The 17,503-nt window shown below is 47.9% G+C and carries 14 protein-coding genes and 1 rRNA gene; 9 read left to right on the top strand and 6 right to left on the bottom strand.

Going from position 1 to position 17,503, the window contains the following annotated elements:
• Positions 1-69: 69 nt before the first annotated feature.
• From aceF to ampD, 5 genes are all read right to left on the bottom strand, one after another.
• Positions 70-2,043 carry a pyruvate dehydrogenase complex dihydrolipoyllysine-residue acetyltransferase gene (gene aceF / locus DVO77_RS08775; protein WP_119978060.1) on the bottom strand — a complete coding sequence of 658 codons (1,974 nt, stop codon included), beginning with the start codon at positions 2,041-2,043 and terminating at the stop codon, positions 70-72.
• Positions 2,044-2,054: 11 nt separating this feature from the next.
• A complete protein-coding gene (gene aceE, locus DVO77_RS08770; protein ID WP_119978059.1) occupies positions 2,055-4,721 on the bottom strand; it encodes a pyruvate dehydrogenase (acetyl-transferring), homodimeric type in 2,667 nt (888 codons plus the stop codon).
• A gap of 70 nt (positions 4,722-4,791) precedes the next feature.
• Positions 4,792-5,544 carry a pyruvate dehydrogenase complex transcriptional repressor PdhR gene (gene pdhR, locus DVO77_RS08765; RefSeq protein WP_119978058.1) on the bottom strand — a complete coding sequence of 251 codons (753 nt, stop codon included), beginning with the start codon at positions 5,542-5,544 and terminating at the stop codon, positions 4,792-4,794.
• 211 nt (positions 5,545-5,755) lie between these two features.
• Positions 5,756-6,607 (bottom strand): beta-lactamase regulator AmpE, encoded by an 852-nt coding sequence (gene ampE, locus DVO77_RS08760; protein WP_119978057.1) that lies wholly within the window; start codon positions 6,605-6,607, stop codon positions 5,756-5,758.
• A gap of 18 nt (positions 6,608-6,625) precedes the next feature.
• The gene (ampD, locus tag DVO77_RS08755) at positions 6,626-7,201 is read right to left on the bottom strand and encodes a 1,6-anhydro-N-acetylmuramyl-L-alanine amidase AmpD (protein WP_119978226.1); all 576 of its coding nucleotides are present in this window, start codon (positions 7,199-7,201) and stop codon (positions 6,626-6,628) included.
• 479 nt (positions 7,202-7,680) lie between these two features.
• Here ampD and nadC point away from each other — a divergent pair, with 479 nt between their 5' ends.
• The 9 genes from nadC to mutT all read left to right on the top strand — a co-directional run bounded on the left by nadC (position 7,681) and on the right by mutT (position 16,622).
• Positions 7,681-8,562, top strand: a complete 882-nt coding sequence (gene nadC, locus DVO77_RS08750) for a carboxylating nicotinate-nucleotide diphosphorylase (protein WP_119978056.1) — start codon at positions 7,681-7,683, stop codon at positions 8,560-8,562.
• A gap of 1,279 nt (positions 8,563-9,841) precedes the next feature.
• Positions 9,842-10,291, top strand: coding sequence for a prepilin-type N-terminal cleavage/methylation domain-containing protein (locus DVO77_RS19380; RefSeq protein ID WP_119978055.1), 450 nt, complete (start codon positions 9,842-9,844; stop codon positions 10,289-10,291).
• 95 nt (positions 10,292-10,386) lie between these two features.
• The gene (gene pilB, locus DVO77_RS08740) at positions 10,387-12,096 is read left to right on the top strand and encodes a type IV-A pilus assembly ATPase PilB (RefSeq protein WP_119978054.1); all 1,710 of its coding nucleotides are present in this window, start codon (positions 10,387-10,389) and stop codon (positions 12,094-12,096) included.
• A gap of 94 nt (positions 12,097-12,190) precedes the next feature.
• Positions 12,191-13,468, top strand: coding sequence for a type II secretion system F family protein (locus DVO77_RS08735; RefSeq protein ID WP_119978053.1), 1,278 nt, complete (start codon positions 12,191-12,193; stop codon positions 13,466-13,468).
• Positions 13,469-13,611: 143 nt separating this feature from the next.
• Complete coding sequence (locus tag DVO77_RS08730; protein WP_119978052.1) at positions 13,612-14,523, top strand: prepilin peptidase; 912 nt, start codon at positions 13,612-13,614, stop codon at positions 14,521-14,523.
• A gap of 48 nt (positions 14,524-14,571) precedes the next feature.
• Complete coding sequence (coaE, locus tag DVO77_RS08725) at positions 14,572-15,180, top strand: dephospho-CoA kinase (protein ID WP_110457006.1); 609 nt, start codon at positions 14,572-14,574, stop codon at positions 15,178-15,180.
• Between the two features lie 4 nt (positions 15,181-15,184).
• Positions 15,185-15,919: a cell division protein ZapD gene (gene zapD, locus DVO77_RS08720; RefSeq protein WP_119978051.1), complete on the top strand. Its 735-nt coding sequence runs from the start codon at positions 15,185-15,187 to the stop codon at positions 15,917-15,919.
• Positions 15,920-16,016: 97 nt separating this feature from the next.
• Entirely contained in the window at positions 16,017-16,229 is a 213-nt protein-coding gene (gene yacG, locus DVO77_RS08715; protein WP_119978225.1) for a DNA gyrase inhibitor YacG, read from the top strand.
• Between the two features lie 3 nt (positions 16,230-16,232).
• Entirely contained in the window at positions 16,233-16,622 is a 390-nt protein-coding gene (gene mutT / locus DVO77_RS08710; RefSeq protein ID WP_119978050.1) for an 8-oxo-dGTP diphosphatase MutT, read from the top strand.
• A gap of 462 nt (positions 16,623-17,084) precedes the next feature.
• Here the strand turns inward: mutT and rrf are convergent.
• Positions 17,085-17,200 (bottom strand): 5S ribosomal RNA (rrf, locus tag DVO77_RS08705).
• Positions 17,201-17,503: the final 303 nt, after the last annotated feature.

Genomic DNA, 17,503 nt, shown 5'->3' with positions numbered 1-17,503 from the left:
TAAGGTGGCCGCATTTTAACCTTTCAACGAGTTAAACAAAAGGCTACTCAACCTGAGTAGCCTTAATCATTACAAAATAAGTGTACGTATGTCGGACAGCATACTTGACAGCGTCACACTGAAGCGTGCAGCCATAGCGCCATCGATAACGCGGTGATCATAAGATAAAGACAGCGGCAACATTAACTTAGGCTCGAAATCTTTACCATTCCACTTAGGTTTAATCTCTGACTTAGACACACCAAGAATCGCCACATCAGGGTAATTCACAATCGGTGTAAATGCCGTACCACCAATACCGCCGAGGCTAGAGATGGTGAAACAGCTGCCCTGCATGTCGGTCGCTTTTAGCTTACCGTCACGGGCCTTGATAGAGATCTCCATCAGCTCGGCAGATAATTCAAGAATGCCTTTCTTATCGACATCACGTACAACCGGTACGACCAAGCCGTTAGGCGTATCGACCGCCACACCAATGTGGTAATACTTCTTCTTGATCAGCGACTCGCCATCAGGGCTCAAGCTAGCGTTGAACACCGGGAACTGTTGCAGTGTCTTAGCAACGGCTTTCATCATAAACACCAATGGGGTGATCTTGATGCCGCTCTTCTGCTTAGCCGCCAGCTCATTTTGCTGCTTACGGAACGCTTCCATCTCAGTGATATCGGCCTCATCGAACTGTGTCACATGGGGAATCGTGACCCAGTTACGGTGAAGGTTTGGACCCGAGATCTTCTGAATACGGCTTAGTGGTACTTCTTCCACTTCGCCAAACTTAGCAAAATCAACCTTAGGCGCGGCAATCACATTGAGCCCACCAGCGCCACCCGCAACGGCTGTCGCCGCGGTGGCTTTTGGACGGCTTAGCTCATACTTGATAAACGCTTGTACGTCTTCCTTAAGAATACGTCCTTTACGCCCAGTCCCTGTGACCAAGTTTAAGTCGGCACCAAATTCGCGCGCTAAACGGCGCACGGCAGGTGAGGCATGTACCGCGCCTGTATTAGGAGTGCTACCGGCACTTGGGTGATGCGGTACTGGCGGCTTACTTGCAGTAGGAGCCTGTGCAGTAGGAGCCTGTGCTGGCGCCGCAGGGGCAACTGGCGCAGGCGCTGCGGCTGGTGTAGGCGCTGCAGCTGGCGCAGCTGACTGAGTCTCAACTGTTGCGATAACACTACCTTGAGAAACTTTATCGCCCACCTTCACCGTTAACGATACCAGTTTACCGGCAAACGGCGCTGGCACTTCCATGGTCGCTTTGTCGGTTTCAAGCGTGATAAGGCCTTGGTCGGCTTCAATCATATCGCCCACAGCCACCAGCACTTCAATCACATCGACATCAGCGGCATCGCCAATATCTGGTACGGCAATCTCTTTCACTTCAACCCTAGTTGCTGCTTGCGCGGCCGCAGGCGCTGGAGCAGCCTCTGCAACCGGTGCAGGTGCAGCGGCTTCACCGCCAGCAACTTGCAGCATCAATACTAGCGAGCCTTGAGACACCTTATCGCCCACAGCGACTTTCAGTTCAGTCACCACACCCGCAGCAGGTGCAGGCACCTCCATGGTGGCTTTATCGGTTTCAAGAGTGATAAGCCCAGTATCCACATCGATACTGTCGCCCACGGCCACTAATACTTCTATCACATCCACATCGGACGCATCGCCGATATCGGGCACGGTCACTTCAATAATCTGTGACGCCGATGGCGCTGCAGCAACTGGCGCGGCTACAGGCGTCGGCTCAGCGGCAGGTGCGGCTGGAGCTGGCGTTTCTGCTGCTGGCGCAGGCGCTGCAGTCTCTGCCCCCGCGGCGCTCATCATCGCAATCAAGGTGCCTTCTGACACTGTGTCGCCTACGGCCACTTTCAGCTCAGCAAGGGTGCCAGCGAAAGGCGCAGGAATATCCATGGTCGCCTTATCGCTTTCTACCGTAATGATCGACTCTTCTGCTTCGATACTGTCACCGACAGCAACGCAGATCTCGATAACTTGTACTTCATCCCCACCAATATCGGGGACTAACACTTCTTTTAATTCAGCCATTATCTGTTCCCTTACGCGTACTGTGGGTTGATCTTGTCAACGTCGATGCCGTATTCAGCAATCGCTTTAGTCAACACATCCACTGGCAATTCGTTGCGGTCAACGAGTGACTTAAGTGCAGCGATAACAATAAACTTGGCGTCCACTTCAAAGTGATGACGTAAGTTATCGCGACTGTCAGAGCGGCCGAAACCGTCAGTACCTAGTACTTTGTAGTCTGTTGGGATATAAGCACGCAGTTGCTCGCCGTATATCTTCATGTAGTCCGTCGCCACAATCGCAGGAGCATCACTCGATAGCACTTGGCTAATATAAGCTTGCTTAGGCGTTTCGGTTGGGTGCAGCATGTTGTAACGCTCTGCCGCTTGACCGTCGCGAGTTAGCTCGTTAAAGCTGGTAACGCTGAATACATCAGAGGAAATACCGAAATCTTTTGCCAGCGCTTGCGCCGCTTTACGCACTTGCTCAAAGATGGTGCCACAGCCCATAAGCTGTACCTTACCCTTGCCGCTGCCCGAAACGGACTCAAGCTTGTAGATACCTTTAACGATACCCTCTTCTGCGCCTTCAGGCATTTCTGGCTGAACGTAGTTTTCGTTCATTGTGGTCAAGTAGTAGAAGATATCTTCTTGGTTTTCGCCATACATACGACGGATACCATCTTGAACCACAACCGCAATCTCATAACCGTAAGTGGGATCATAAGAGATACAGTTTGGAATCGTGTTGGCTAATACATGGCTGTGACCATCTTGATGCTGCAGACCTTCGCCGTTAAGCGTGGTACGCCCTGACGTGCCACCGACCATAAAGCCACGCGCACGCATATCACCCGCAGCCCATGCCATATCACCAATACGTTGGAAACCAAACATAGAGTAATAGATATAGAAAGGGATCGTTGGCATGTCGTTAACCGAATAACTGGTTGCCGCCGCGACCCAAGATGACATTGCACCTAGTTCGTTAATCCCTTCTTGCAGTACTTGGCCCGACTTATCTTCGCGGTAGTAAGCCACTTGATCAGAGTCTTGTGGGATATACTTCTGCCCTTCGTGTGCGTAAATACCCACTTGACGGAACAGACCTTCCATACCAAAAGTACGCGCTTCATCAGGAATAATCGGCACGATACGCTTACCGATCTTCTTGTCTTTGAGCAGTGCAGTCAAAATACGCACAAACGCCATGGTGCTTGAAATTTCACGGCCGTTAGAGCCTTTAAGCACCGAGTCAAAAATCTTCAGTGATGGCACCTCTAGATCTTCTGAGAATTTAGAGCGACGCGCAGGCATTGCTCCATGCAGCTCTTCACGACGCGCTTTGAGGTACTTAACCTCTTCAGAATCGGCACCTGGATGATAGAAAGGAATATCTTCTAACTGGTCATCAGGGATCGGAATATTGAAACGATCGCGGAAATATTTAAGTGATTCAACACCCATCTTCTTCACGTTGTGGGCGATGTTTTTACCTTCACCCGCATCACCCATACCATAACCTTTTACGGTTTTAGCAAGGATAACCGTTGGACGCCCCTTAGTGTTTTTAGCATGCTGCAGCGCAGCAAAAATCTTAACAGGGTCATGACCACCACGATTTAGACGCCAAATGTCATCATCTGACATGTTAGCCACCATCTCGGCAGTCTCCGGGTACTTACCAAAGAAGTGCTCACGCGTATACGCGCCGCCTTTGGCTTTACAGTTTTGGTATTCACCATCAACGGTTTCTTCCATCAACTGCAGTAGCTTGCCGCTAGTGTCACGCGCCAATAGTGGATCCCAGTAGCGACCCCAAATCACTTTAACCGCTTCCCAGCCTGCGCCGCGGAATTCACCTTCAAGCTCTTGGATGATCTTACCGTTACCACGAACAGGACCATCGAGACGCTGTAAGTTACAGTTAACGATAAACACCAAGTTATCCAGCTCTTCACGGGCAGCAAGGCCGATGGCACCTAAGGTTTCAGGCTCATCACACTCACCATCACCCAAGAAGCAGTATACGGTTTGCTCAGAGCAATCTTTCAGACCACGGTCGGTAAGATACTTAAGGTAACGGGCTTGGTAAATCGCTTGAATTGGACCAAGACCCATAGAAACCGTCGGGAACTGCCAGTAGTCAGGCATCAACTTAGGGTGTGGGTATGAAGAGAGACCTTTGCCATCAACTTCTTGACGGAAGTTGTTCATCTGATCTTCGGTAATACGCCCTTCAAGGAATGAACGCGAGTAGATACCCGGTGCAATATGACCTTGGAAATAAACCAAATCGCCGCCATCTTTTTCATTAGGCGCACGGAAGAAATGGTTAAAACACACATCGTAAATCGTGGCACTAGAGGCGAAACTGGAAATGTGACCACCTAGCTCAAGATCTTTTTTCGATCCGCGCAGTACCATAGCCAAAGCGTTCCAGCGCACGATAGCGCGAATACGACGCTCCATCTCTTGATTGCCCGGCATATGTGGCTCTTGGCCAGCTGGAATCGTATTTAAATACGCGGTCGTCGCTTTATAAGGTAGATGGGTACCGTTACGACGCGCCTTATCAATTAGCTTTTCTAACAGATAATGAGCACGCTCTGGGCCTTCCTGCTCTAATACAGCTTGCAGTGAATCAACCCACTCTTGAGTCTCTAACGGATCTAAATCTTGTAGCATATGTTCAGACATTTCGCAGTCCTTCCCTATATACATGAATAATATGAATTAAGTGATAAAAAATGGCGTTTAAAGTAACTGCCTAAACGCCACTTTTTAGGCGGCGCAGACTACGCTGCAACCGACTGTCTTCTTCCCGTACAGACAACATCACTTCCTCGATATAACTTAAATGTTCGTTCGAGGCTTCTCTTGCTGCTTCGGGATCGCGGCGCACGATAGCGGCAAGTAAATCTCGCCGATGCTCATTTGCCATCTTAGAGGCGTCAGCTCTACGCTTAAGCAACTCTAAGTTTTGCGCCACATTCTTATGCAGCACGGGAGATAAACTCAGTACCAAGTGTAGCATCGCCACATTGTGCGATGCCTCGGCAACCGCGCGATAAAAACACACGATCGCTTCGGCCTGCTCCTCAATATTCGGAGCGGCTTCTACCGCTTGGATTTTTTGTTTGATGTTTTGCATATCCGCATCGGTACCCCGAAGCGCCGCAAAATAAGCCATCATGCCTTCAGTGGCGTGACGAAACTCGAGTAGGTCGTATTGACTCTCAGAATCGCTGTGCATCAGCTCCACAATAGGATCGGCCAAACTCTGCCAAAGTTGCTCTTTGACATAAGTGCCACCGCCTTGACGACGGAGCAACAATCCTTTTGCTTCTAACTTTTGAATGGCTTCACGAAGAGAGGGTCGAGAGACTTCAAATTGCAGTGCCAATTCACGCTCTGGCGGTAATTTTTGTCCCGGTTGCAGACTCCCCTCAAGGATCATCTGCTCCAACTGACCCATGATCACGTCAGAGATTTTTGGCTGGGTGATTTTGCTATAAGCCATATGGGCCTCAGCTCCTATTGTAAATTGGTCTTACCAATTTAATTGACTGAGCGCACTTTATCAAATCACATTTGAGATGTCTAGTTCGTGATCTGCTTCATGTTGCCTCAGGATTTGTGAGGATAGCTGATATTTTGCCGCAGGGGGTCTGACCATTTACCAATAACAAGGTCAACCCCCTCGCACGCTATCCTGATGTAAGTCGGTGGCGCTATGCCACCACGCCAAATATCGTTAACAAAGATAATCCCGTGACTAACAGGATAAAATTTCGTTTACTCAACTGCAGCAAAGAGATAGTCGATTGCACACATATGGGCGTCGCCGATGAGGCCTCGATAGTTTCGGCAGCCAAGGCCACTTCGGCTATCACGCTTCTGGCAGGCATTCGCCATTGCAGCGCCAAGCGGCGCCAACGACTAAATGCAGCCGAAAAATGGCCGCTCAAAACATAACCAAACGCGATCAAGCGACTCGGCAGCCAATCAAGCACGGTCAACGCCGAGTCCACCAGCGGTAAGCGGATTTTTTGGCTAGCGGCCTCATCAAAAAAATAACGCACGGTACAATAAAGCACGGCGCCAGCAGGCCCACAGAAAATTAAATACAGCGCCACTGCACCATAAAAACGATAATTAACCCAAGCCACGGTCTGACCCACCTTAGCACCTAAGTCAGTTTCCGATATCGCATCGAGATTAGTGCTGGGATCAAGTGCCTCGGCAAAGTGATAACATGCTTGTACATCTCCTCGGCACGCCGCTTGAATATACTGCTTAAAGACTTGCCGCTGCTTGAGATGACTAAAGCATAAAATCGCCACCGCCACCCATAACAGTAAGCTAATAAGCCCCCAAAACATCCCTTCAACAAACCAAGCCAACACCTGTACACTCACCGCGGGTAACAACAGCGCCAGCAGCATCATGGGCTCATTTTTCAGCGAGTTATCACCAAAAAAAGCCTTGTTATACCAAGCCAACAAGGTCTCTAACTGCCAAGCTTGTGGCAACAATTTTAACCGCTCAATCATAATCGCTATCAACAACGAAAACAGCGCCATCTCAGTCTCCTTACCTTGTCAATCAATGGTCTTATCGGCATAGCCGAGTAGACTCTTTTTATACCTAGACCAGTCAAAACTTCCACCAGGATCAGTTTTACGCCCAGGCGCTATATCACAGTGTCCTACTATTCGCTCGCCATTGAGCAAAGGGTAGGCGTCAAACAAGGCTAAGGTTAATTGTTGTAATGTCGCATATTGGGCATAGGTATAGGCAATATCGTCCGTGCCCTCTAACTCGACCCCTATGGCAAAATCATTACACCCCTCGCGCCCCTCATAGCACGACACGCCCGCATGCCAAGCCCTGTCATCGCAGCTGACATACTGCACTAACTCCCCATCACGGCGAATTAAAAAATGGGCCGATACCGTTAATTGGGCCAACTCACAAAAGCTGTCGTCAGCGCTCACATCGATGCAGCCTTGAAACAGTTGGTCAATATAAGGCAAACCAAATTGACCCGCAGGTAAGCTAATGTTGTGGATCACTAATAAGCTCACCTCGCCATGAGGCCGCGGATTAAAGTGTGGCGATACACAGCGCCTTGCATGGCTGACCCAGCCATCATCTTGCATTGTTAGTTTACTCATCTTGCCTCGAATGCGGCCCATTTGCCTATCTTTATATTGTCTAAGTAGGTGTACGGCCCTACGCCAGCGATAGTTAACATTAATCGCTGAGTTTAAAAGCCAATAGCTGCGAATTCACCCGCCTAAAATAGCAAAAAAAAATGTGAAATCCACTTTACCTGCATTTGTCTCGCCTCGCTAGTTAAGGCGCCGCTAACCGATAAAACCTCATCAACAATCATCGCCATACACAGTGATAAACACTTATCACCGCTAACAAGCGTTTTGTTATAGATAAGGGCGGTAACTCAATCTATAATTTACGCTGCTTTTTCAGATTCATATTTGCTATCATTCCAATACAAAACACCAGTGCTAGCAGCCAATACGGGCACAACGCCATAAGGCATTTACGCCACTCTTAATGTCTCCACAAACGGGATAATTAACCACAGGTCGCTAACCGCCACGAGAGACTGCTACTCACAGAGGACAGAAACATGTTGGAAAATGATATAAGACTCGCGGTTAAAATCGCCCTCGAAGAAGATTTAGGCTACCAAGCCGACAGCAATTTGAGTGCCCAAGAAAAACTCAGCGCCGATATTACCGCCCAACTGATCCCAAGCGATCGCTATGCACAGGCCACCCTCATCACCCGTGAAGAGGGAGTATTTTGCGGTAAGGCATGGGCAGAGCAAGTCTTTAATCAGCTCGGCAGCGAAGTCGCCCTCCATTGGCATGTTGATGACGGCGATCTACTCGTCCCCAACCAAGTATTGTGTGAACTGTCGGGCCCGGCGCGTGCCATTTTGACCGGTGAGCGCACCGCCATGAACTTTATCCAAACATTATCGGGCGTGGCCACCCTCACAAAACATTATGTCGATAGAATCGCAGGCACTCACTGTAAACTACTCGACACCCGCAAAACCATCCCAGGGCTGCGCACCGCCCAAAAATACGCGGTCACCTGCGGTGGCGGACAAAACCATCGTATCGGGTTATTCGATGCCTTTTTAATCAAAGAAAATCACATCATGGCCTGTGGCTCAATTGCTCACGCGATTAACGCCGCCCGTCAATTGGCCAGCGATAAATTGGTCGAGGTTGAGGTCGAAAGTCTCGACGAATTAACCCAAGCCTTAGACGCCCAAAGCGATATCGTGATGTTAGACAATTTCGACGTCACCATGATGTTACAGGCGGTCGAGCTTAATAACCGCTACCCTGAGGCCCAGCGCGCTAAGCTAGAAGTATCGGGCAACGTCACCTTAGACACCATCGGCGACTTTGCCAGCACAGGTGTCGACTACATCTCAGTCGGCGCGCTCACTAAACACCTTAAAGCGCTCGACCTATCGTTAAGGCTGAAAGATTAGCCCCAACCGACTCGCCCTCAAGGTCATCAGTCTTACACCATAAGCATGAGGTGCCGCTCAAGGCCATACGCTAGCACCTCATCTATCTGACTTATCGAGCCGCATCACCAGCGGCTCGGCTTAATCACAACCATCCTTAAAAAGATAAAGCAGAGGAGGCAGTCCATGCTGTACGGCTAATGACTAAAACCGACCTAATCACCAAGCCTAGTACACGACCTCATGCAAGCTCGCCTAATTTTAAGCACTATTTATTAGCGCTATTTATAAGCACCTAATTTTAAGCACTATGTTATAAGCGCTAATGACCCCAAAAAACCGTCACACACCCAAAAATGTAACAAAAAAGATAATAATAGGTTGCTACTGGCATGCAGCCCAACACACAACCAAGGCTAAATCACTCAAGCCCATTATCGTCACCTAAAACCACAGGCAACCCCCTATAAATAAGTCATCAAGAGCACCCACGTAAAACTTACGACTGACAATAATTTGGCTGCAATAGTCAAGCTCATAGCGAGTCTCCTCACTTGGTAAACAACATTTTTTTGACTAATGGGTGAAATGTGCCATTTATTTAGATAGCGACAAAATTATGTTAGAACTGTTTTTTCAAAAACACCCCAGCATTAGACAAATTTATCGCAAAATTAGTACTTTGTTGTCATTGGTAGTTCCATTCCAGTTAACTTTGTACTAACTTTGACAGCAGGTGAGCCAGCCATTTCAGCCAGCTCTCTACCAAGCTAGACTAAATACTCAGTCGAAATGATGAATATGACGAAAATGGGCTAGTATTGCAGAAGATACGCCACCCAACAGGCTAAACAAACAGATAAGTTGAGTTAAGTAAACTAACATTTATCTTTATTGTTGAAACCAAGGTGTTACATTGCACACTAGCTACCTAGGTTAAGACTAAGTTAACACCAGGTTAACTAGGTGGCTGTAACTTAAACTGCTTACTGGTTCACTGCTAAAGTGAGTAAAAGTGGGTGGCGGGCAGTGGGCAGTGGGCAGTGGGCAGTGGGTAAAACTACCCAAACGACATACGGTACACCAGCAATGTTGTACAACTTATTAATGCGCTACCTTAACCTAGGATAACATCGGCATCATTGCTGCCAAATCCTCAAGTTAATGGCAATTGATAAGCCAATGACCTATCAGCTATTAACTAATAACCTGATAGTAGTTAATTGGATAGAAAACAATAAGCATAGCAAACAATTACTAAACAATAAGATAACATTATCGTCCAACGGAGAGCGTAACAATGAAAGGTATCCAATTGAACCAACAAATCAACAACGCTAAGGGTTTCACCCTAATCGAATTGATGATCGTAGTCGCAATCATCGGTATTCTAGCCGCCATCGCACTGCCTGCTTACAGGGATTACGTTACATCTGCCCAAGGTGGTGCAGCTATGAAAGGTGTTACGGCATTCACTCAGAAAATCCAAACATGTGTTCAGACAGGAATTGGCTGTGATGCTATTGCTAATGAAATTGGTGCAAATAAAAAGTTTACAACAGGTTCAGGTAATACATATGCACAAAATCCTGGAGCAGATCTATCTTTAGTTTGGACTGAGGAAAAGTGTGTTTTAACAGCAACATTCACGCCTAGCGGCGGGGTATCTTATGCAATGACAAATGGAGCTAAAGGCTCAGATACTGAGCTTCCTCTTTGTAAAAAAGGTGCAGGGCTTCCAACCACATAGTATCAATATCATACCGTAAACTCTTATAGTGTGAGTGATTAGATTATCTGATTCACTCACACTTAATTGGCTTCCAATGACCTTATGAGAAAAAGATGCCCACAACAGGCTTACATTTAGGTTTATCAACACTTTTCATAAGAAAAAAACTTCTATCAGAAGAGCAAATTTCTGCTGCGATAACCAAATCTCGTCAATCTAAACAATCACTGGTTTCCACTATCGTAGCAGATAAGCTGATCTCCGCTCGTGAAATTGCCGAGCTCTGTTATGAAGAATATGGCTCGCCGCTACTAGACCTGAATGAATTCGATATTAGCAGCATCCCCGAAGACTTTCTCAATCGTAAACTCATAGAGAAACACCGCTGCCTGCCGCTGTTTAAGCGCGGTAACCGCCTCTATATTGGTACCTCAGATCCCACCAATATTGCTGCCCTAGAAGACTTTCAGTTTAGCGCCGGGCTGCACGCCGAGGCGATATTAGTCGAAGATGACAAACTCACCAAGGCGCTAGAAAAAGTGCTCGAAGAGGATATCTCCGCGCTGGATTTAGACGGCATAGATACCGACTCCCTCTCGGGCATCGAAATAACCGATACCGACAAGCATAATGATGAGCCGACGGGGGATGCTAGTGACGATGCGCCCATTGTTATCTATATCAATAAAATTTTGACCGACGCCATACGTAAAGGGGCGTCGGACTTACACTTTGAGCCTTACGAGAAACGCTACCGCATCCGTTTTCGGGTCGACGGCATATTGCATCAAGTCTCCGAGCCACCGGTGAATCTCTCGGGCCGCATCTCGGCGCGCCTCAAGGTGATGTCAAAGCTGGATATTGCCGAGCGCCGCGTGCCCCAAGATGGCCGCATCAAGATGAAGCTGTCGCGCACTAAATCTATCGATTTTCGGGTGAGCACCCTGCCCACCATCTGGGGCGAAAAAATCGTAATGCGTATCTTAGACTCATCCTCGGCGCAGCTGGGCATCGAAAAGCTCGGCTACGAAGACGATCAGCGCGAGCTGTATGAGCAGATGCTGGCTAAACCCCAAGGGATGATCTTAGTCACCGGCCCCACAGGCTCGGGTAAAACCGTCTCCCTCTATACCGGATTGAATATTCTCAACACCGAAGAGCGCAATATCTCCACCGCCGAAGATCCGGTCGAGATTAACTTAGAGGGGGTCAATCAGGTTCACATCAACCTCAAAGCTGGCCTCACCTTCGCCTCGGCGCTGCGCTCATTTTTACGCCAAGACCCCGATGTGGTGATGGTAGGGGAAATTCGCGATCTCGAAACCGCCGAAATTGCCATCAAGGCGGCGCAAACCGGCCACTTAGTGCTCTCGACCCTGCACACTAACTCGGCGGCCGAAACCTTAACCCGCTTGCTCAATATGGGCGTGCCTGGCTATAACATCGCCAGCTCGGTTAACCTGATTATTGCCCAGCGCCTAGCCAGACGCCTATACACCGAGTGCCGCTTGCCTGAAGAGGTGCCCGAACACGAGCTATTAAAACTTGGCTTTACCCAACTGCAAATCGATGAGGGCTTTACCGTGTATAAGCCTGTGGGCTGCGACCTCTGCTCTGGTGGCTATAAAGGCCGCGTCGGTATTTATGAGGTGATGAAAATGTCAGATGAAATTGCCCGCACCATCATGGAAGGCGGTAATTCACTGCAAATTGCCACCCAAGCCAAGGAGCAAGGCATGCGCGATCTGCGCGATTCTGGCCTACGTAAGGTGATTGCCGGCGTCACCAGCATTGCCGAAATTAACCGTGTGACCAGCTTCTAGCCCAAAACAATAAGTGATTGGCAACTTACAGCCTAAGACTTACAACTTAATACATACAGCTCAATACTTAATACTTACGAGTTAAGGACACACCATGGCCACCGCATCACTTGCTAAGTCAAAAAGCCCATCGAAAAGCAAAAAGCCAAAAGCGGCCAAGGCACAGCCAAAGGTCGTTACCTTCGAATGGAAAGGCACCAATCGTGATGGCAAAAAAACCGGTGGCGAACTACGCGGCACCTCGGCTGCCGAAATCAAAGCCCAGCTAAAGTCTCAAGGGGTAAACCCCAAAGTCGTTAAGAAAAAAGCCGAATCGTTATTTAAACGCGACCCTAAGATCACCGCCATGGATATCGCCATGATGACCCGCCAGATTGCCACCATGTTGGCCGCCGGCGTGCCCATAGTGACCACCTTGGAGATGCTCGGCCGCGGCCACGAAAAGCCGAAGATGCGCGAGCTACTCGCCACTATCGTTGCCGATGTGCAGTCGGGGATCCCGCTGTCGGACTCACTCAAACCCCACCGCAAATATTTCGACGACCTGTATGTCGACCTTGTGGCCGCAGGCGAGCACTCGGGCTCTCTCGATGCGGTGTTTGACAGAATCGCCACTTACCGCGAAAAAGCCGAGGCACTCAAGTCTAAAATCAAAAAAGCCATGTTTTACCCGGCTGCTGTAGTGATAGTCGCTATTTTGGTCACCTCGTTATTGCTGCTCTTTGTGGTGCCTCAGTTTGAAGAGATCTTTAATGGTTTTGGCGCCGAGCTGCCCGCCTTTACCCAATTAATTATTGGTCTGTCTCGCTGGTTACAAGGCTCATGGTATTTCTTTGTCATCGCCATCATTGTTGGGGTATGGGCATTCAAACGCGCCCACTTAACCTCTGAGTCCTTTCGTAATCGTGTCGACGAAGCAGTATTAAAGATCCCGGCCATTGGCGACATTTTGCATAAAGGCGCCATGGCACGCTTTGCCAGAACCTTAGCCACCACCTTTGCCGCTGGTGTGCCATTGATCGATGGCTTAGAGTCGGCCGCTGGGGCATCGGGCAACTATGTCTATCGCAAAGCCCTATTAAAGGTGCGCCAAGAGGTGATGTCGGGCATGCAGATGAACGTTGCCATGCGTACAACAGGGCTATTTCCCGATATGTTGATCCAGATGGTGATGATTGGTGAAGAGTCTGGCGGCCTCGATGAGATGCTTAATAAGGTGGCTAATATCTACGAAATGCAGGTGGATGATGCCGTCGATGGTCTATCTAGCCTTATCGAACCCGTCATGATGGTGGTGATAGGTACCGTGGTGGGTGGCTTGATTGTTGGCATGTATTTACCCATCTTCGAAATGGGTAATGTGGTAGGCTAACCCTTGAATGAAGTTCGTTAATCAATTGCATTTAAAGCGACTATTTAAATAAGCCATTGGTTAAATGAGCTATTGGCCGGCGACTTTGGCATAGAAGATGCCATTTTTAGTAACTAGTTAGCATCAACAAGATAAGTACAATAATGACTCAGTTTATCGATTTAATGGCGCAGCACCCTTGGCTGTTTGCCGCCATCAGTTTTGTCTTTGCCGCCACTATTGGTAGCTTTCTCAATGTGGTGATCCACCGTTTACCTGTGATGATGAAGCGCGAGTGGCAGCAAGAATGCAACCAATACCTCAAGGAATATCATCAAGCCCTGATTGCCCCTATCGCCGATAAACTCGACGCCCCTATCGATGCCTTTCCGGCCAAATACAATTTGATAGTCCCCGGCTCGGCTTGCCCCAAATGCAATACCACGATTAAACCTTGGCATAACCTTCCCATAGTGGGCTGGTTAATGCTTAGAGGTCGCTGCGCCAGTTGCAGCATGCCGATTTCACCTCGCTACCCGGTAATTGAAGCAATTACCGGCGTTGCTATCGCTTATTTAGCCCTGCATTTTGGTCCCAGCTGGCAATTTGCCTTGGCAACATTGCTCACTTTCGCCCTGCTAACGCTAACCTTTATCGATCTCGACGAGATGCTACTGCCCGACCAAATCACCTTACCGCTACTCTGGTTAGGTTTACTCATTAACCTCAATGGCACCTTTGCCACAAGCACCGATGCCATCATTGGTGCCGCCGCGGGTTACTTGAGCCTGTGGAGTGTCTTTTGGGGCTTTAAGTTACTCACAGGTAAGGAAGGCATGGGCTACGGTGATTTTAAACTGCTAGCCGTATTCGGTGCCTGGTTAGGTTGGCAGTTGCTACCTTTGATCATATTGTTATCATCAGTTGTCGGGGCTGTGGTTGGCATCGCGATGATAGTCAATAAGAAAATCAACTCGGGTAACCCCATTCCGTTTGGCCCATATATTGCCATCGCTGGGTGGATTGCCATGTTATGGGGCGAGCAGATAGTCAACGCTTATTTAGCGACCCTATAACCCTCGACCTTTGTCTATAACACTACTTTGAGAGTTTAAGAGCCAGCCATGTCAAATTTTGTTGTCGGATTAACCGGGGGGATTGGCAGTGGAAAAACGACCGTGGCCAACCTGTTTGCCGAATTGGGGATCACCTTGGTTGATGCCGACATCGTCAGCCGAGAAGTGGTCGCCAAAGACAGTGAAGGATTAGCCAAAATAGTCGAACACTTTGGCGAAACCATCTTATTGGATAATGGCGAGCTTAACCGTGCAGCATTAAGGCAACGTATTTTTAGTAATACTGCCGATCGTGAATGGCTTAATGCCCTTTTGCATCCACTCATTAGGGCAGAAATGCTGTCGCAATTAGAAAAAGCTGACTCACCCTACGCTATTTTAGTTGTGCCCTTGCTATTTGAGAATGGTTTAGATAGCTTAGTCAATTGCACTTTAGTGGTTGATATTTCACCTGAACTACAAACCAAGCGGACCATCGAGCGCGATGCGGTCAGTGCAGAACAAGTCCAAAATATAATAAACAGTCAGGCCAGTAGAGCCGAGAAACTGTCAAAAGCTGATGATGTCATCGACAATCAAGGAACGATATCAGCATTAAAAGGCAAGGTAGCTGTATTACATAATAAATACCTAACACTAGCCGGTCGCACCCGATAATGTCATGAATAAATTGATCTATGAACAGCCACTCAATGAGAAAACCCGCAGCTATTTACGGCTCGAGTATCTTGCCAATCAGTTGCAGAGTAACCTAGTTCAAGACCACCAACATCGGTGCTTTTATCCGCTATTCTCCTTGTGTGAACTCACAGAGCGCTGTGATTATCAAATTGAAATTATTAAAGATATCGATAAACAACTGCAACAATTAACTCACTGGCAAAATCAAAATAACACCGATAAACAACAGCTCACTGACCTTATCGATAGACTAAAAGATGCCAGAAAATATTTAATCCACTACCAACGTCCCGGACAAATACTCAAACAAGACCGCTTCTTGTCAGCACTAAGACAACGATTTGGCATGCCAGGTGCCTGTTGCAACTTTGACTTACCCCAACTGCATTTTTGGTTAGCAAAACCCTTCGATGTTCGCCTGCAGGAATATCGAACTTGGATAGCCCACTTCGACTGCTTGCTCACCCCCATCAAACTGCTACTTGAATTAACTCGTCAAACCACCCATTACACCGATGAAACCGCCATTGCTGGATTTTACCAAGGCAATAGTGAGCAGGCATTATCACTTATCAGAGTTAAACTCGATGCCGCACAAGGCTGTTACCCCACCATTAGCGGTAATCGCAATCGTTACGCAATCCATTTCGTTGGATTTGAGCAACAAAAACATTCAGACCAAACCATCGACTTTATGTTGGCAACCTGTCGCTAAACTGATTACCATTGAGCTTAATGCCAATTCAATTAATTAAGCGTTCGACTGATTAATCGGATTCGTATAAATCACCAAAGCGACAATGGGAGCTTTTATGCCAACTGTAGTAAACTGCCCGACCTGCAAAGCCCAAGTAGAGTGGACTGCAACATCTAAATTTAAACCTTTCTGCAGTGAGCGCTGCAAGCTTATTGATCTTGGCGACTGGGCGTCAGAGAAACACGCCATTCCAGTGAAACCTGAGTTCGATGCTGAGTCCTTAGATGCACTCGGGTATGATGAAGCAGACTTTTTCAAGGACAACTAACCGATGAAACGAGTACATGTCGCCGTTGGCGTTGTTATGAATACCACCAATCAGGTACTGCTAGCTAAACGCCCAGACCATCTTCATCAAGGTGGAAAATGGGAATTTCCAGGTGGTAAAGTTGAAAATAATGAAACAACATCACAAGCACTAATCCGAGAGTTGCAAGAAGAGGTTAATATTACTGTTAGCGATACAACGCCTCTAATGACAATTGCTCACGATTATCCCGACAAACAAGTCCTACTCGATATCCATATAGTAAACAGCTTCTCTGGAGAGCCTAGAGGCCTTGAAGGACAACCAATAGAGTGGGCAGACTTAGGTGAGTTACAACACTATGACTTTCCTGCGGCTAATGCCCCCATCATAGATAAGCTACTTGCCCTATGAGGCTTAACAAGCCCTGTATCTATCGATATTGGGCTTGTATCAAAGTGAATACCTCCCGCTTAGCCGCCAAGCATAATCAAGTAATCAATATCATCTAAATCTCTCTAGCCGATACTCAGGCTAAGTTTGGCAAACTCATATACCAAAAAGCCCGCGGCGTTAGCAACGGGCTTTATCGACTCTCTTGCAAGAGCATTAGGCGTCTTATCATAGTCAGCTTCGAGCTAGCTCTCCGCGTTCAGCTCCAGCATCAAGCTGCGCTGAATAAGCGCAGACGCTGCCCCCTACGACCGCCAAGGATGGCGGAAGTGTCGATATTGTCTGGAACATTTATCGACCTCCACATGGTTTTGAACCTCACTACGTTCGGACTTTTTATTTCCCCATTTTCGAGTGATAATTTCAATAGCGGTTAAACGAAAAAAGCCCGTTGCATTAGCAACGGGCTTTATCGTATTAGGCGTCTGGAAATGACCTACTCTCACATGGGGAGACCCCACACTACCATCGGCGCGATTGCGTTTCACTTCTGAGTTCGGGATGGGATCAGGTGGTACCACAATGCTATGGTTTCCAGACAAATTCTTACTGGTTAATTGTCCGTCTGACGGCATTGTTTCCTCGCTACAGTGCTCATGTACTAAAGTACACTCCGCGCTTCGCTCGTTACGGCTTTGTCAGCCAAACAATTACCTGCGTAATTAACCAAAATTATAAATTTAGAAAGCTGTTTTAAATTGAGTCACACTAAATCAAGTGGCGGTATTCTTTCGCTAAAGTTAACCATTAACTCGAAACCCTTTTGGGTTGTATGGTTAAGCCTCACGGGTCATTAGTACAAGTTAGCTCAACGCCTCACAACGCTTACACACCTTGCCTAT

This window comes from Shewanella algidipiscicola, assembly GCF_003605125.1.
Taxonomy (GTDB): domain Bacteria; phylum Pseudomonadota; class Gammaproteobacteria; order Enterobacterales; family Shewanellaceae; genus Shewanella; species Shewanella algidipiscicola.
This window is presented reverse-complemented; position numbering and strand designations above follow the sequence as displayed.

What these genes read in the sequence shown, in the direction of transcription:
- aceE (WP_119978059.1), bottom strand. Translation starts at nt 4,721, where the DNA reads ATGTCTGAACATATGCTACAAGATTTAGATCCGTTAGAGACTCAAGAG.
- zapD (WP_119978051.1), top strand. Translation starts at nt 15,185, where the DNA reads ATGAATAAATTGATCTATGAACAGCCACTCAATGAGAAAACCCGCAGC.
- coaE (WP_110457006.1), top strand. Translation starts at nt 14,572, where the DNA reads ATGTCAAATTTTGTTGTCGGATTAACCGGGGGGATTGGCAGTGGAAAA.
- aceF (WP_119978060.1), bottom strand. Translation starts at nt 2,043, where the DNA reads ATGGCTGAATTAAAAGAAGTGTTAGTCCCCGATATTGGTGGGGATGAA.
- yacG (WP_119978225.1), top strand. Translation starts at nt 16,017, where the DNA reads ATGCCAACTGTAGTAAACTGCCCGACCTGCAAAGCCCAAGTAGAGTGG.
- ampD (WP_119978226.1), bottom strand. Translation starts at nt 7,201, where the DNA reads ATGAGTAAACTAACAATGCAAGATGATGGCTGGGTCAGCCATGCAAGG.
- mutT (WP_119978050.1), top strand. Translation starts at nt 16,233, where the DNA reads ATGAAACGAGTACATGTCGCCGTTGGCGTTGTTATGAATACCACCAAT.
- nadC (WP_119978056.1), top strand. Translation starts at nt 7,681, where the DNA reads ATGTTGGAAAATGATATAAGACTCGCGGTTAAAATCGCCCTCGAAGAA.
- DVO77_RS08730 (WP_119978052.1), top strand. Translation starts at nt 13,612, where the DNA reads ATGACTCAGTTTATCGATTTAATGGCGCAGCACCCTTGGCTGTTTGCC.
- pdhR (WP_119978058.1), bottom strand. Translation starts at nt 5,544, where the DNA reads ATGGCTTATAGCAAAATCACCCAGCCAAAAATCTCTGACGTGATCATG.
- ampE (WP_119978057.1), bottom strand. Translation starts at nt 6,607, where the DNA reads ATGGCGCTGTTTTCGTTGTTGATAGCGATTATGATTGAGCGGTTAAAA.
- DVO77_RS19380 (WP_119978055.1), top strand. Translation starts at nt 9,842, where the DNA reads ATGAAAGGTATCCAATTGAACCAACAAATCAACAACGCTAAGGGTTTC.
- DVO77_RS08735 (WP_119978053.1), top strand. Translation starts at nt 12,191, where the DNA reads ATGGCCACCGCATCACTTGCTAAGTCAAAAAGCCCATCGAAAAGCAAA.
- pilB (WP_119978054.1), top strand. Translation starts at nt 10,387, where the DNA reads ATGCCCACAACAGGCTTACATTTAGGTTTATCAACACTTTTCATAAGA.